Source organism: Achromobacter sp. 1011811831 (genome assembly GCF_059760905.1).
The window spans coordinates 19,031-33,128 of record NZ_JCBANG010000024.1 but is presented as its reverse complement, the minus strand read 5'-3'; the positions used below and the strand labels follow the sequence as shown (position 1 = coordinate 33,128).

At 69.0% G+C, this 14,098-nt stretch carries 14 protein-coding genes; 7 read left to right on the top strand and 7 right to left on the bottom strand.

Annotated elements, in window-relative coordinates; genetic code table 11:
• Positions 1 to 47: 47 nt before the first annotated feature.
• Positions 48 to 1,310, bottom strand: coding sequence for an MFS transporter (locus tag AC6LJ9_RS11890; RefSeq protein ID WP_498147702.1), 1,263 nt, complete (start codon positions 1,308 to 1,310; stop codon positions 48 to 50).
• Positions 1,311 to 1,386: 76 nt separating this feature from the next.
• Between AC6LJ9_RS11890 and AC6LJ9_RS11885 the strand changes: the two genes are divergently transcribed.
• From AC6LJ9_RS11885 to AC6LJ9_RS11875, 3 genes are all read left to right on the top strand, one after another.
• A complete protein-coding gene (locus tag AC6LJ9_RS11885; protein WP_498147701.1) occupies positions 1,387 to 2,130 on the top strand; it encodes an ArsR/SmtB family transcription factor in 744 nt (247 codons plus the stop codon).
• Between the two features lie 272 nt (positions 2,131 to 2,402).
• Positions 2,403 to 3,059 (top strand): N-acetyltransferase, encoded by a 657-nt coding sequence (locus tag AC6LJ9_RS11880; RefSeq protein WP_212319473.1) that lies wholly within the window; start codon positions 2,403 to 2,405, stop codon positions 3,057 to 3,059.
• 231 nt (positions 3,060 to 3,290) lie between these two features.
• Positions 3,291 to 3,563 (top strand): hypothetical protein, encoded by a 273-nt coding sequence (locus AC6LJ9_RS11875; protein ID WP_103275551.1) that lies wholly within the window; start codon positions 3,291 to 3,293, stop codon positions 3,561 to 3,563.
• A gap of 13 nt (positions 3,564 to 3,576) precedes the next feature.
• Here the strand turns inward: AC6LJ9_RS11875 and AC6LJ9_RS11870 are convergent, their stop codons facing one another.
• The 3 genes from AC6LJ9_RS11870 to ypfJ form a co-directional block, all read right to left on the bottom strand.
• The gene (locus tag AC6LJ9_RS11870; RefSeq protein ID WP_103275550.1) at positions 3,577 to 4,341 is read right to left on the bottom strand and encodes a DUF1828 domain-containing protein; all 765 of its coding nucleotides are present in this window, start codon (positions 4,339 to 4,341) and stop codon (positions 3,577 to 3,579) included.
• Positions 4,338 to 4,874 carry a hypothetical protein gene (locus AC6LJ9_RS11865; RefSeq protein ID WP_212319469.1) on the bottom strand — a complete coding sequence of 179 codons (537 nt, stop codon included), beginning with the start codon at positions 4,872 to 4,874 and terminating at the stop codon, positions 4,338 to 4,340. The genes AC6LJ9_RS11870 and AC6LJ9_RS11865 overlap by 4 nt, the downstream gene beginning before the upstream one ends.
• 171 nt (positions 4,875 to 5,045) lie before the next feature.
• Positions 5,046 to 5,900: a KPN_02809 family neutral zinc metallopeptidase gene (ypfJ, locus tag AC6LJ9_RS11860; protein WP_212319467.1), complete on the bottom strand. Its 855-nt coding sequence runs from the start codon at positions 5,898 to 5,900 to the stop codon at positions 5,046 to 5,048.
• An 85-nt stretch (positions 5,901 to 5,985) separates the two neighbouring features.
• On the opposite strand from ypfJ, the gene AC6LJ9_RS11855 reads away from it, so the two are divergent.
• From AC6LJ9_RS11855 to bamC, 4 genes are all read left to right on the top strand, one after another.
• Positions 5,986 to 6,612 (top strand): L-threonylcarbamoyladenylate synthase, encoded by a 627-nt coding sequence (locus tag AC6LJ9_RS11855; protein WP_212319465.1) that lies wholly within the window; start codon positions 5,986 to 5,988, stop codon positions 6,610 to 6,612.
• Positions 6,613 to 6,695: 83 nt separating this feature from the next.
• Positions 6,696 to 7,346 (top strand): site-2 protease family protein, encoded by a 651-nt coding sequence (locus AC6LJ9_RS11850; RefSeq protein ID WP_103275546.1) that lies wholly within the window; start codon positions 6,696 to 6,698, stop codon positions 7,344 to 7,346.
• 88 nt (positions 7,347 to 7,434) lie between these two features.
• Positions 7,435 to 8,370, top strand: coding sequence for a 4-hydroxy-tetrahydrodipicolinate synthase (dapA, locus tag AC6LJ9_RS11845; RefSeq protein WP_498147700.1), 936 nt, complete (start codon positions 7,435 to 7,437; stop codon positions 8,368 to 8,370).
• A 17-nt stretch (positions 8,371 to 8,387) separates the two neighbouring features.
• Positions 8,388 to 9,512 (top strand): NlpB/DapX family lipoprotein, encoded by a 1,125-nt coding sequence (gene bamC / locus AC6LJ9_RS11840; RefSeq protein WP_498147699.1) that lies wholly within the window; start codon positions 8,388 to 8,390, stop codon positions 9,510 to 9,512.
• 188 nt (positions 9,513 to 9,700) lie between these two features.
• Here the strand turns inward: bamC and AC6LJ9_RS11835 are convergent, their stop codons facing one another.
• From AC6LJ9_RS11835 to mutS, 3 genes are all read right to left on the bottom strand, one after another.
• Positions 9,701 to 9,916, bottom strand: a complete 216-nt coding sequence (locus tag AC6LJ9_RS11835) for an endopeptidase (RefSeq protein ID WP_498147698.1) — start codon at positions 9,914 to 9,916, stop codon at positions 9,701 to 9,703.
• 251 nt (positions 9,917 to 10,167) lie between these two features.
• On the bottom strand, positions 10,168 to 11,361 hold the full coding sequence (locus tag AC6LJ9_RS11830) for a ribosomal protein uL16 3-hydroxylase (protein WP_498147697.1): 1,194 nt from the start codon (positions 11,359 to 11,361) through the stop codon (positions 10,168 to 10,170).
• Positions 11,358 to 14,012 (bottom strand): DNA mismatch repair protein MutS, encoded by a 2,655-nt coding sequence (gene mutS, locus AC6LJ9_RS11825; protein ID WP_498147696.1) that lies wholly within the window; start codon positions 14,010 to 14,012, stop codon positions 11,358 to 11,360. Before mutS ends, AC6LJ9_RS11830 begins: the two co-directional genes overlap by 4 nt.
• Positions 14,013 to 14,098: the final 86 nt, after the last annotated feature.

The window sequence follows — 14,098 nt, the reverse complement described above, 5'->3', positions numbered from 1 at the left end:
ACGCCCGCGCATTGCACTGGCATGGCGTCGGTTATTCCGCGTGCCTGTCACGCGGTCGGTTGCGCGGCGTTGCGCGCGACGCCGCGCGCGCCCCGGCCCCAGGCCAGGCTGCCTATCGCCGCCGCCTGCAGCAGCGCGGCGGCTACCGCGAAGCGCAACGGCTGCTGCCCGGCCTGTTCCAGCTGCGAGCGCAGCAGGCCGAACAGCACCGGCGCGAAGGCATAGGCGGCTTGCGAGAGCGCCGTGATCAGGGGCACGACGCGCAGCGCGTCCTCGCGTGAGAACTCGGTCTGCGCGATGAGCGGCGGCAGCGAGGTGGCGTTGCCGATGCCGGACCCGAACAGCAGCACGCCCAGCCACGCGGCCCAGATCTGGCCCGGCGCCAGCGCCAGCACCAGCGAGCCGCAAAGCTGCACGCCGTAAGCCACGCAGGCCACCACGCGCCGGTCGGCGCCGGCCGGCATCAGCCAGCCCACCAGCGTGCGGCCCGCGATGGCGGCGGCGGTGGCCAGTCCCATCGCGATGCCGGCGGTCTGCGCGCCCAGCAAGGGCGCCAGCGCGGACAGCAGATGGGCGATCAGGCCGATCTGCGCGACAAGCCCCAACGCCATGCCGGCGGCCAGGCTCAGAAAGGCGCGGTCGCGCCGCAGGCTGGGCACGCGTTCGGGCACGCCGGGGGCCGCGCTGGTCGACGCCGCGACGGCTTCGCCATCGGGATGCTGGCCCAGGCTCTGCGGGGTCGCGGTGAATACCCAGCGCGACAGCGCCGCGATCAGCGTCACCATGATCAGTCCGACCCATAGCGCGGCCCGGGGAAAGCCGGCCTGGGCGATCAGGAAGACCCACAAGGGCGAGAACAGCACGCCGCCCAGGCTGGCGCCGTTGTACGCCATGCTCAGCGCGGCCGGACGCCGGCGCGCGAACCACGGCGCGATCAGCGCATTGACGGCCGCCGGACCCAGCGCCACCCAGCCGCTGCCGCTGACCAGCGCCGCGCCGTACAGCTGCCATGGCGCCTGCGCCAGCGACCAGCCGCACACGCCCAGCGCCAGCAGCACGGCGCCGGTCGCGGTGGTCGCCGGCACGCCCACGCGCCGATAGATGCGGGGCAGGTTGGCCACCACCGCCGCGCCGGTGAGAAAGTGCAGCGTCACCGCGCCGGACACCAGCGCGAGGCTCCAGCCGCTGCGTTGCGCGACCGCGTGCAGGAACACCGGCGGGCCATAAAAACCCACGCCCCAGCCGAAGATGGCCAGCGCGAAGGCGGCGTAAACAACGGTCCAGCCAAAGAACTTCCGGGGGCTGCGCATGGCGTTGCGGGTGTCTTGTTTCGATGAGCCGCAGTATGCTTGGGGCTGCGCACTACACTTCGATCAAGGCCGAAACATGGATTCCGACTTCGCCGACAGCCAGCTTTCCTCTGTCGCCGGCGCCATCGCCGATCCGGCGCGCGCGCGCATGCTATGCCTGCTGCTGGACGGCCGCGCCCGCACCGCCACCGAGCTGGCCGCGGCCGCCGAGATCGGCGCGTCCACGGCCAGCAGCCATTTCCAGCGCCTGCGCGACCAGGGGCTGGTCGAACAGGCGGCGCAGGGCAAGCATCGCTACTACCGGCTGGCCAACAGCGAGGTGGCGCGCGCGCTGGAGGCCCTGCTGGTGGTGGCCGGCGCCGAGCGCACGCCGTTCAAGCCCAGCACGCCATCGGCGCTGCGCGAGGCGCGCACCTGCTACGACCACATGGCCGGCACCCTGGCGGTGCGCATGCACGACGCGATGCTGGCGCGTCAGTGGCTGACGGCCGACGGCAAGGACTACGCGCTGACCCCGCTGGGCGAGGCCTCGCTCGCGCAGATCGGCGTGGACGCGGTAGAGGCGCGCCGCCGCCGTCGCCGCTTCGCCTGCCCCTGCCTGGACTGGAGCGAGCGCCGCCCGCACCTGGGCGGCGCGCTGGGCGCGGCCTTGCTGGACGCGCTGACCGAGCGCGGCTGGGTCAGCCGCGACCTTGATTCGCGCGCGCTGCGCCTCACGCGCAAGGGTGAGCGCCAGTTCCCGGCGTTCTTCGGCGATGCCAGCGCGCTGGCCGCCGAGGGCAAGGACTGGGACATCGCGTCTCGTCCGGCCGCAGCCTAGCGTGCTGTCCCGCAGATACGCCCGCACGAAATCCACCCCTAGCCGCCATGGCGTCGTTGCAAATCCTCGTGATACCTACGGGTATCACTGCGGTGTGCGCCTAGCCCTGACGTCTATGGATGAATTTCGTCATGCGCACGTACCTACGGGACAGCACACTAGCGTGCTGTCCAGACTTCGACATTCGGGCCGCGAATGCGGCCCTTTTCACATGGGCGCGGACTGGCCGCGTCCATGATCTTTCCTTTCTCAACCTGCTACAGGAGTTTGCCGTGCCTACGCTGGCGCTGCCCGCAATCCGTCTGGCCTTGGGCCTGGTGACGGAACTGCGCATCGACGTGAATCACACGCCGGACGAAGTGGAGTCCGAACTGGACGCCATCCGCAATCGCATGAGCCGTCCTTCGGACCGGCTGTATGGGCTGCCGGAGGTCCGCACCGACATCCCTGGGCTGGCGCTGCGCCACCGCGAGGCGGATGGCGAGTACTACGTCTACGTGGTGGATCTGCGGCGCGACCGGGTGGCGGGCTACACGGTGTTCAACCGGCTGATCGAAGTCGGACGGCGCGCCGATCCCTATCTGCGCGCGCCGCATTCGAAATACGCCGCGCCCTATCAGCGCATGGGGCTGGCGACGGCCGTGTACCGCTGGGGGCTGGACGCGGGGCTGTGCATCATGAGCGGGGCGCGCCAGTCGGAAGGCGCGCATCGCCTGTGGCTGGGACTGGCGCGCGACTACGAGCTGGGCTATGTGGACCTGCGGCGCAAGCGGCTGAGCTACCTGGGCCGCGAGGTGGACGCGGCCGTGCTGGGCGATCTGCACACGCGCATGGTCCTTCTTGGCCGGGGCTGGACGCTGGAGCGGCACATGCAGGCGACGGGCATGACTTGGTCCGAAGGTGCGCGTACGCAACAGGGGCTAGGGTAATCCCGCGATCGATGTCTGGCCGGCCGGCCTGGCGCACCTTGTCATTGGCCGGCAGGCCGCGTCAGGCTTGCCGATGCGCCAATCGGCCGGACGCCGCGAGCCGGTCGATGAAAACGGGGACGAGCCTGGTTCGGCGCAACAGTGTTTCCGTCTTCTGCCGTCGTTACAAAACATATCCGAACTGTCATGAACAGGCGGGGTATGCTGGACCGCAGATAGAGGGCATCCGAAGTGCATCAGAACAACTTGATCTACAAGGGATACCGCCTGACGGCCAGAGTATCCCGGGGCGCGGGCGCCGAGGTCCAGGCGCTGTCCAGCGGCCCCATCTTCATCGCATCGATCACCGTGGTCCAGGCGGGCGCCGTGCAGGATGGCGGCGACGAATATCCGGTACCGCGCTTCGCCGACGGCGGCTATGTCTACAGCCCGCGCGAGGCGGTGCACGCCGCGATACTGCATGGCCGCGAAATCGTCGACGGCCTGACCAGCGTTCCTTCCTGACGGCGCGCCGCGCTCAGTCCGCGAAGACCTCGCGCCAGTCGCGCGTCTTGGCCAGCGTCTGCACAGTGGCCGACTGTTCCAGGATCGCCACCGCCTTCTTGAACTCCTCGGCCGAGGCGCCGTCCTCCAGGATGACCATGCGCGAGTTGCGCGCGTCGGCCATCTTCACGTCCGACATCTTGCCGTGGGTCTGGTAGACCTGGGTCCAGTCCATCTTCTTGCCAGCCTTGAGCGCGATCGGCTCGATATAGGTCAGCGCGGTGCTGCCCGCGGCCCGCACGGCATAGGCGAAATCCGCGGTGTGGCCGCTGCTGCCCTTGGCGCGGGCGCCCTTGACCATGCGGTTGGCGCCCACGGCCTCGGCCAGCGCGCGGCCGACCTGGGCGCGAAAGCGCAGCTGGCTGAACCTGGGCATCCACTTGGCGCACTGGAACGACAGCGCCATGGCCAGCTTGACCGCGTCCCACAGCGCTTCCTGCAGCTGCTCGTTGGGGCCGGAGGCGACGATGGCGCCGGACTTGTCGAAATGCGCCAGGCTCACGCCGGGCGTCTCGTTCAGGATGTCGATGCGCTTGGCCGCCACGTCGATGCCGTAGCTGGCCGCGTGCATGGCGGTTTCACAGGCGTCGGTCAGGTAGAACGAGGCGTCGTCGGGGCGCGCGATGAAGAAGGCGGCGTGCTGTCCATCCAGGCCCAGCGTCATGGGCGATACGGCGCGGATGGCGTGTTCGCCCGCGGGCAGGACGGTCCAGCCCGAGGCTTCCAGGAAAGTGCTCATAGGATCAATTCGATTTGGCGGCCTTTGAGCGGATGCGCGAAGCCGCCGGTCAGCGTGAGATTCGCGCGCGGCAGGAAATGCTGCATCAGCGCGGCGATGGTCTGCAGCGGCGGCGTCACCGGCTCGGCATAGCCTTCTCCCGCGTCCACCCACAGATGCTCGTGGCTGCGGTCGGCCAGCGGCTTGCGGAACAGCGGCCGGCCTTCGCCCACCAGGCTGGTATGGAAGGAGTCGTCGGTATCCACGCCGTACACGCGATGCGGGCCCACGAACAGGCTGGCGCAGAAGGTCTCGGCCAGGAAGATCGTGGCCTGGCCGTGCACATCGGTGCGCGCCGCGCGGTAGGTCACGCGGAAGATCACGTCCTCGCGCACTTCGCCCTTGACCTTGCAGGGGCTGGAGAACTCCATCCATTGCACGTTGTTGGCCGCCGGCTTCGGCGCCCAGGCAACCGGCTTTACGGTTTCCTTGGGTTCGGCAAGGATCTCTTGCACCTCATCAACGGTGATTAAGGGTTCGGACTTGTTGGCCATGAAACGGATATCGGGTCTGGGTCGCGCTGTCGTGGGGGCGCTGCGCCGCTCGCGGGCAGCGGCGGGATACTCACGCGTGCAACATTGCGAGGGGGCGTAATCTTACAAGAAGCGGCGCGATCACGTACTCGCGCTGTATATCCATACAGCGCGAGCGCGGCGCTCGCCGGCCTACAGCTGGCCGGCCGAGAAGGTATCGCACTGCTTGAGGCTGCCGCCTTCCAGGCCGCGCTTGAACCAGCGCACGCGCTGTTCCGAGGAGCCGTGGGTGAAAGTGTCGGGGACGACATAGCCCTGGCTCTGCTTCTGCAGCCGGTCGTCGCCGATGGCCGTGGCGGCGGCCAGCGCTTCTTCCACGTCGCCGCTTTCCAGGATCTGGCGGGCGGCGTTGGCGCGCTGCGCCCACAGGCCGGCGAAGCAGTCGGCCTGCAGTTCCATGCGCACGGACAGCGCGTTGGCCTGAGACGGGTTGCGGCGGCGCAGGTTGTCGACCTGGTCCGAGATACCCAGCAGGTGCTGCACGTGGTGGCCGACCTCGTGCGCGATCACGTAGGCCTGGGCGAAATCGCCCGGCGCCTTGAAGCGGTTCTTCAGCTCGTCGAAGAAGGCCAGGTCGATGTACACCTTGCTGTCGCCGGGACAGTAGAACGGCCCCATCGCCGACTGGCCGGTGCCGCAGGCGGTGGGGGTGGCGCCGCGGAACAGCACCAGCTTGGGCGGCGCGTAGCGGCGGTTCAGGTCGTTCTGGAAGATCGCGGCCCAGGTGTCCTCGGTCTCGCCCAGCACCTTGGCCACGAAGCGGGCCTGCGGATCGTCCGCCGGCGGGCGCTGCGCCGGAGCCTGCTGTTGCTGCGTGGCCGGGCCTTCGGCCATCTGCAGCACGACGTTGGGATCCACGCCGAAATACATGGCCACCAGCGCCAGCACGATGGTGCCGATGCCGATGGTGCCGCGACCGCCGATGCGCGGGCCGCTCGCGCGGCGGTCTTCCACATTGTCGCTTTCGCGCGAGTCGTCCAAACGCATTTTCTTCTCCGGGCGGGCCTGCGGGCCCGCCATATTGCATCGCCGCGCTTGCCTGCGCGGCCTTCAGGAGTGTTAGGATAAACCCATGGCTCTGTTTCTATCCATTCATCCCGAGAATCCCCAACCTCGCCTGCTCAAGCAGGCGGCCCAGTGGCTGGGCGAAGGGGGCCTGGTGGCGGTGCCCACCGATTCCAGCTACGCGGTGGTGGCGCGGCTCGACGACAAGAACGCCGCCGACCGCCTGCGCCGGCTGCGCGGCCTCGACGACCGCCATCATCTGACCGTGCTGTGCCGCGACCTGGCCGAGATCGGCCACTTCGCCCGGGTCGACAACCGCCAGTACCGGCTGCTCAAGGCCGCCACGCCCGGCCCCTGGACCTTCATCCTGGAAGCCACCAAGGAAGTGCCGCGGCGCGTTTCGCATCCCTCGCGCAAGACCATCGGCATCCGCGTGCCGGATCACCTCGTCCTGCTCGGCCTGCTGGAGCAGACTGACGGGCCGCTGCTGTCGACCACGCTGATTCCCAAGGACGAGTCCGACGCGCTCAACGACGCCGAGGACATCCGCGCGCGCTACGACCACGAACTCGCGGCCATCCTCGACGCGGGCGCCTGCCCGCAATCGCCCACCACCGTCATCGACCTGACCAGCGACGAGCCTGTCGTCGTGCGCGTCGGGCGCGGCGATCCCGCCAGCCTGGGCCTGGCCTGAGCGCCGGGCTTGCGGGCTGATTCAAAAAGAATCTCCGCTGCCTTGCGGCGCGCCGGCTGCGGCACTCTACAATCCGGTTCGCCATGAACGACATCATCCAAACCATCGCGGTCTACGCGCTGCCGGTCATCTTCGCGATCACGCTGCACGAGGCGGCCCACGGCTATGTGGCGCGCCTGTTCGGCGATCCCACGGCCTACCAGGCCGGGCGCATCAGCCTGAATCCCGCGCGCCATATCGATCCGGTCGGCACGCTGCTGGTGCCGGTGGCGATCCTGCTGGCGTCCAAGCTGCTGGGCAGCCCGGGCATGCTGTTTGGCTGGGCCAAGCCCGTGCCGGTCGATTTCGGGCGCCTGCGCCGGCCCAAGCAGGACATGCTGTGGGTGGCGCTGGCCGGGCCGGCGGCCAACATGCTGATGGCCGTGCTGTGGGCCCTGGCGCTGCGGCTGTTCCTGGAATCGGGCATGCAGGAGAGCTTCTGGTTCGAGATGGGCGTGGCCGGCGTCAACGTCAATCTGGTATTGATGGCGCTGAACCTGCTGCCGCTGCCGCCGCTGGACGGGGGACGGATCGTTTTCAGCCTGCTGCCCAATCGGCTGGCCTGGCAATACTCGAAAATCGAGCCCTATGGGCTGATGATCGTGGTGGTGCTGCTGGCCACCGGCGTGCTGTGGACCTTGATGCGTCCCATAATCGGGCTAGGTACCTCGATCGTCCAGTGGTTTCTGCTATAGGATTCCCGCCAAATTCCGTTAAACTCGTCGGTTTAATCGATTGTGGCCCTGGGGCAATCCCGCCATGGGGCTATGGAGCCTCTCATCTATGGCATCCCCTGCAACCGCCGCAGGCGTTGGTTCCCAGGGCAGTTCGTCCCAGGGCAATTCGTTCCAAGGCAGTATGGTGGCCCTGGTCACCCCCATGCGGGCCGACGGCAGTCTTGATTACGCCGCCTACCGGTCGCTGATCGACTGGCATGTCCAGGAAGGCACGGACGCGCTCGTGGTGGTCGGCACCACCGGGGAGTCTCCCACCGTCTCGATGGAAGAGCACGCCGAGCTGATCCGCGTCGCCGTTGAACACGCCGCCGGCCGCATCCCGGTCATCGCCGGCGTGGGCGCCAACTCCACCGACGAAGCCATCCACCTGACCCGCCACGCCAAGGCCGTGGGCGCGCAGGCCGGCCTGTCGGTTGTGCCGTACTACAACAAGCCCTCGCAAGAAGGCCTGTACCGCCATTTCCGCGCCATTGCCGAAGCGGTGGACCTGCCGACCATTCTCTACAACGTGCCGGGCCGCACCGTTGCCGACATGAGCAACGAGACGGTCCTGCGCCTGGCGCAGGTGCCCGGCATCATCGGCATCAAGGACGCCACCGGCGACATCGCGCGCGGCGGCCTGCTGCTGCGCGAGGCGCCGGCCAGCTTCCAGGTCTTCAGCGGCGACGATCCCACCGCGGCCGCCCTGATCCTGCTGGGCGCGCGCGGCAATATTTCCGTGACCGCCAACGTGGCGCCGCGCCTGATGCGCGAGCTCTGCGCGGCCGCCCTGGCCGGCGACGTGCCCAAGGTGCGTGAACTTAACGCCCGCCTGGCGCGTCTGAACAAGGCCTTGTTCGTCGAGGCCAATCCCATTCCCGTCAAGTGGGCACTTGCCCAGATGGGCCGCAGCGAGCTGGGCTACCGGCTGCCGCTGGTCGAGCTCGGTGCGCAGCACCATGAGACGGTGCGCCGCGCCCTCCAGGAAGTGGGCCTGCTCTAAATATCGTGAGGATAAGTATGAACAAGCGTCATGCCGGCCTGTCGGCATTGATGTCCCTGGTACTGTTGGCCGGTTGCAGCGAGGTCAATCAGTTCCTGGGCAAGGAAGAATCCGTCAACTACAAGAGCGCGGTCAGCCAGCGCGGCGAGCCCCTGAGTATCCCGCCCGACCTGACCCAGGCCGCCAGCGATCCGCGCTATCGCGCGCCGGCGTCCGGCTCGACCACCTACTCGCAGTTCCAGCAGCAAGGGCAGACCCAGGCCACCGCGCCCAAGTCCACCAATGTGCTGCCCGACCGCCAGGACATGCGCGTCGAGCGCGACGGCGACCTGCGCTGGCTGGTCATCAACCGTCCGCCCGAAGACATCTTCCCGCGCGTCGTGGACTTCTGGACCGAGAACGGTTTCACGATCCAGAGCAACAATCCCAAGGCCGGCCTGATCGAGACCGACTGGGCCGAGAACCGCGCCAAGATCCCGGAAAGCTGGCTGCGCCAGGCGCTGGGCAGCGTGCTGGAACAGGCCTGGGATAGCGGCGAGCGCGAGAAATTCCGCACCCGCGTCGAGCGCGTCAACGGCCACACCGAGATCTACGTCAGCCATCGCCAGATGCTGGAAAAGCGCGTCGGCTCCGACGGCTCGCAGGTCCAATGGCAGAACGGCAAGGAAGATCCGGGCCTGAACGCCGCCATGCTGGCCCGCATGCTGGTGTTCCTGGGCACCGACGTCGACAACGCCCGCAAGCTGGTGCAGCAGGCCGAGGCCGCGCCGCAGAAGCCTGCCGTGCAGCAAGACGTCCGCGCCCAGGGCGCGCAGCTGGTCGTCGACGAGTCCTTCGACCGTGCATGGCGTCGCGTCGGCGTGGCGCTGGACAGCGGCGGTTTCGCCGTGGAAGACCGCGACCGCTCCGCCGGCGACTACTTCGTGCGCTATGTCGACACCGACACCGGCGAGAAGAACGAACAGCCGGGCTTCTTCAGCCGCATGTTCTCGGGCGACAAGAAGGCGCAGGCACCGCAATACCGCATCCACGTGGCCGGCTCGGGCAACCAGACCAACGTCACGGTCCTGGACGCGAACGGCCAGCGCGACAGCAGCGCCACCGCTCAGCGCCTGCTGAGCGTCCTGAAGGACAAGATGTAAACCTGGCTCGCGGCGGGCATCACGCCCGCCGGCAGGCATCAGGCCCAGGCCCCGGTTTTCCGGGGCCTTTTCCTTTTCGGGCGGACCACGTGCCTGACCGGGTTTTCCGTGCGCGCGGACAGCAAATAGCCCCGGCCATGCCGGGGCTATTCTTCGACCACAGAGCGGGGGTTCTGCGCTGCGGCGGATTAAGACGCCGGAGTAGTCGAGCCGCCGGGCGTGGTGGAGCCGCCGCTGGGCGTGGTGTTGGGCGCGGGAGCCGGCGTTGGCGAGGTGCCCGAGGGCGCGGGAGCGCTGGTGGCCGGAGCCGGGTTGGAAGCGGGCGGCGCCGTCTCGTCCTTCTTGTTGCACGCGCTCAGCGCGACGGCCAGCACCGAGGCAACGATCAAGGTTTTGCTCATCATTTTTGGACTCCTGTAGATGATGACTCTTGAAACCCACTCAGGGGAAACCAGGAGTCAGGCTACAGGAACTCAATGTGCGAGCCGGTTTGCAAATTAAAGCGGTGGCATCCCAAAGGCAACAAACCTTTCCGCGCGGTGTGATGTCTTTCCTTATGTGTCCCCGCGCACAGACCTGATTGCGTTCTGTGCGCGATGGATACGCGCAGGTGTCCGGATCCTACAGCGCGCCGCGGGATCCGGCCCGGCGAACGCTAGGCCGCTACGTAGCGGATCCAGCCGGAATCCAGCCAGTCGGCCAGGCAGGACCGCGCCTCGTCCGACAGCTTGGCGCACAGCGGATCGGCGCAATCCAGGCGACGGGCGTCGGCCAGCTTGCGCAGCGCGGCGTCGGCCGGGACCATCGCGGTCTCGCCGTTGATGAAGAGCTGCTTGCCGCGATAGAGCATGCGGCTGCGGCGATCCAGCAGCAGGTTGCCGGACGCGGGCCAGTCTTCTTCCAGGTCCACGTCCATGCCCTCGGGCGCATCGAACACGCTGAGGTTGCTGGGCTCGGTCAGCCAGCAGCCCAGGAAGCGCGACGCCAGTGCTTCGTCGAAGCGCAGCTTGTCGACGGTTTCCAGCGTGGCGGCGATCAGGCCGTCAGGCAGTTCCGCCGGCGTGGCGACGGCCGGCTGCGCCGGATCGCGGTAGACGGCAGACAGCCTGGGGCCGGGCAGCGCCGGCTCGCCGTAGGGGCCGCCCAGCAGGCCGACGCGCGCCATGACCTGGTCGGCGGCCGCTTCCAGCAGCCCGCGCGCCAGCGTGGCCTGCGTGGGCGCGCGAAAGCCTATCGAGATCGTCATGCAGCCGTCGCCCACGGCGATGCCGTCGTGCGCGGCCTGCGGCGGCAGGTAGAGCATGTCGCCGGGCGACAGCACGGCGCTGGCCTCGGGTTCGAAGCGGCTCAGGATCTTCAGCGGCAGGCCGGGCTCGAGCGACAGGTCTTTCTGGCGGCCGTAGCGCCATTCGCGCTGGCCGGCGGCCTGCAGCAGGAACACGTCATAGCTGTCGAAGTGCGGACCGACGCCGCCGCCGTGGCTGGCGATGCTGATCATCACGTCGTCCAGGCGCGCATCGGGGATGAAGCGGAACTGCTGCATCAGTTCGGCCGCGGCGTCGCTGTGCAGGTCCACGCTCTGCACCAGCAGCGTCCAGTCGCCTTCGTTGTCCTTGGGCAGGCGGGCGAAGGGGCCGTTCTCCATCTGCCATTCGCCGTTCTCGCGCCAGATCAGGCGCGATTCCACGTCGTCGCGGCGCGCCAGCTTCTTGATCGCGGCGATGGCGACGGGCGGCTTGAAGCCGGGAATCGCCTGGCGGATCAGCAGGGGCTTCTTCTGCCAGTAGCGGCGCATGAAGTCGTTGGGGCTCTGGTTGCCCAGCAGCGGCAGGGGGTGATCGAGGTTCATTGCAGATGCTTCTTGAGACGGTAGAGGGCGTCCAGCGCTTCGCGCGGGGTCAGGCTGTCGGGATCGATGGCGGCGAGTTCGTCGCGCAGCGCGTCCAGCGCCTCGAGGGCGCCGGAGCGTTCGGCGGCGGCCTCGGCCTGCGCGTCGGCGTCCGCCGCGGCGGCGAACAGGCCGAGTTGCGGCGTGGGGGCGCCCTGGGATTCCAGGCGTTCCAGTTCGCGCGTGGCCTGCCGGATCACGGCGGCCGGCACGCCGGCGCGCTGCGCGACCTGGATCCCGTAGCTGCGGCTGGCCGGGCCTTCGCGGACTTCGTGCAGGAACACGATGCCGCCGGCGGATTCCGCAGCGGCCAGGTGCACGTTGGCCGCCGAGGGTTGTTCGGACGGCAGGCGGGTCAGTTCGAAATAGTGCGTGGCGAACAGCGTCAGCGCGCGGTTGTGCGCCAGCAGGCGGCAGGCGATGGCCCAGGCCAGCGCCAGGCCGTCGTAGGTGGAGGTGCCGCGGCCGATCTCGTCCATCAGCACCAGGCTGTTGGGCGTGCTGGCCGACAGAATGGCGGCGGCCTCGGTCATTTCCATCATGAAGGTCGAGCGGCCGCCCGCCAGATCGTCGGCCGCGCCGATGCGGGTGAAGATGCGGTCGATCTTGCCGACGCGCGCGCTGGCCGCCGGCACGAAGCTGCCGGTGCGCGCCAGCAGCGCGATCAGCGCGACCTGCCGCATATAGGTCGATTTACCGCCCATGTTGGGGCCGGTGATCAGCAGCATGCGGCGCGCCGGGTCCAGCCGGCAGCCGTTCGGCGTGAAGCGTTCGATGGCGTTCTCGACCACCGGATGGCGGCCCGCGTCGATATCGATGTCGGCCTGCTCGGACAGTTCGGGCGCCACCCAGTCGTGACGGCGCGCATGCTCGGCCAGCGCGGCCAGCGTGTCCAGCTCGGCCAGCGCCGCGGCGCAGTCGGACAGCGGGCGCACGTGCTCGGCCAGCACGTCCAGCAGCTGCTCGAACAGCCATTTCTCGCGCGCCAGCGAGCGGTCCTGCGCCGACAGCACCTTGTCTTCCCAGGTCTTGAGCTCGGGAGTGATGTAGCGCTCGGCGTTCTTCAGCGTCTGGCGGCGGCGGTAGTCCTCGGGCACCTTGGCGGTCTGGCCCTTGGTCACTTCGATATAGAAGCCGTGGACGCGGTTGAATTCCACGCGCAGGTTGCTGATGCCGGTGCGCTCGCGCTCGCGCGCTTCCAGCTGCAGCAGGAAATCGCCGCCGTCGGCGGCCAGGCCGCGCAGCTCGTCCAGTTCGGCATCGAAGCCCGCCGCCAGCACGCCGCCGTCGCGGATGGCCACGGCCGGCTCGGGCGCGATGGCGCGGGTCAGCAGGCCGGCCAGGTCGGGGTCGACCGACAGCTGCGCCAGCAGCTCGCCCAGGCGCGGCGAGGACGACATGGGGGCGACCAGCTCGCGCAGCGCCGGCAGGGCGTGCAGCGCGTCGCGCAGGCTGGCCAGCTCGCGCGGGCGCACCGAGCGCAGCGCCAGCCGCGCGGCGATGCGCTCGATGTCGGGAAAGGCGTTGAGCGTGGCGCGCAGCGTTTCCAGCAGGCCGGCGGCGCCGAAGGTCTGTTCCACGTCCATGCGGCCGGCCAGCAGCGCCGAGATGGCGTGCTGGCGCGCCAGCGCCGGCGCGTTCTCGCGCAGCGGGTGATGGAGCCAGCGCCGCAGCAGCCGGCTGCCCATGGGCGTGCGGCAGGCGTCCAGCAGCGAGAACAGCGTGGGCGCGTCCTCGCCCGACAGGGTCTGGGTCAGTTCCAGGTTGCGGCGCGTGACCGGGTCTAGCAGCACGTACTGGCCGGGGCGCTCGGCCGACAGGCTCTGCACGTGCGCCAGCGCCTGCGACTGGGTGCGCGCGGCGTAGCGCAGCAGCGCGCCGGCGGCGCAGACGCCGGCCGGCATGTCCTCGACATCGAAGCCGGCCAGCGTGTCGGTCTTGAAATGCGCCAGCAGATGGGCGCGCGCGCTGTCGCCCTCGAAGTGCCAGTCGGGCACGCGGGCGCGGGCGCCGTCGAACGAGAAGGGCAGCTCGGCGCTCTCGGCGCAGATGATCTCGGCCGGCGCGACGCGGTGCAGCTCGGATTCCAGCTGGGCCGGCGCGCATTCGGTGACGCGGAAGTCGCCGCTGGCCAGGTTCAACCAGGCCAGGCCGGCGCGCGGCGCGCGCGCGTTGCCGCCGATGAAGATCGAGGCCAGCGCGCGGTCGGCCTTGGCCGGCAGCAGCGCATCGTCGGTCAGCGTGCCGGGCGTGACGATGCGCACGATGCGGCGCTCGACCGGTCCCTTGGACGTGGCCGGGTCGCCGATCTGTTCGCAGATGGCGATCGACTCGCCCAGCGCCACCAGCCGCGCCAGGTACTGTTCCATGGCGTGCACCGGGATGCCGGCCATGGGTATCGGCGTGCCGTTGGACGAGCCGCGCTTGGTCAGCGTCAGGTTCAGCAGCCGCGCGCCGCGCTCGGCGTCTTCGTAGAACATTTCATAGAAGTCGCCCATGCGGTAGAACAGCAGCAGCGGCCCGGCCTCGTTCTTGAGGCGCAGGTACTGCTGCATCATGGGGGTATGGCCCACGAGGGCGTCGGCGGCGGTGGTCTGTGTTGCGGAATTCATGCCCGTGATTGTATCGGGCCGGGCAATAGGACAAAGAGACGGTTTTGCGATGACCCATCGCGACGGCCGGGCAGGCAGGCCGGACA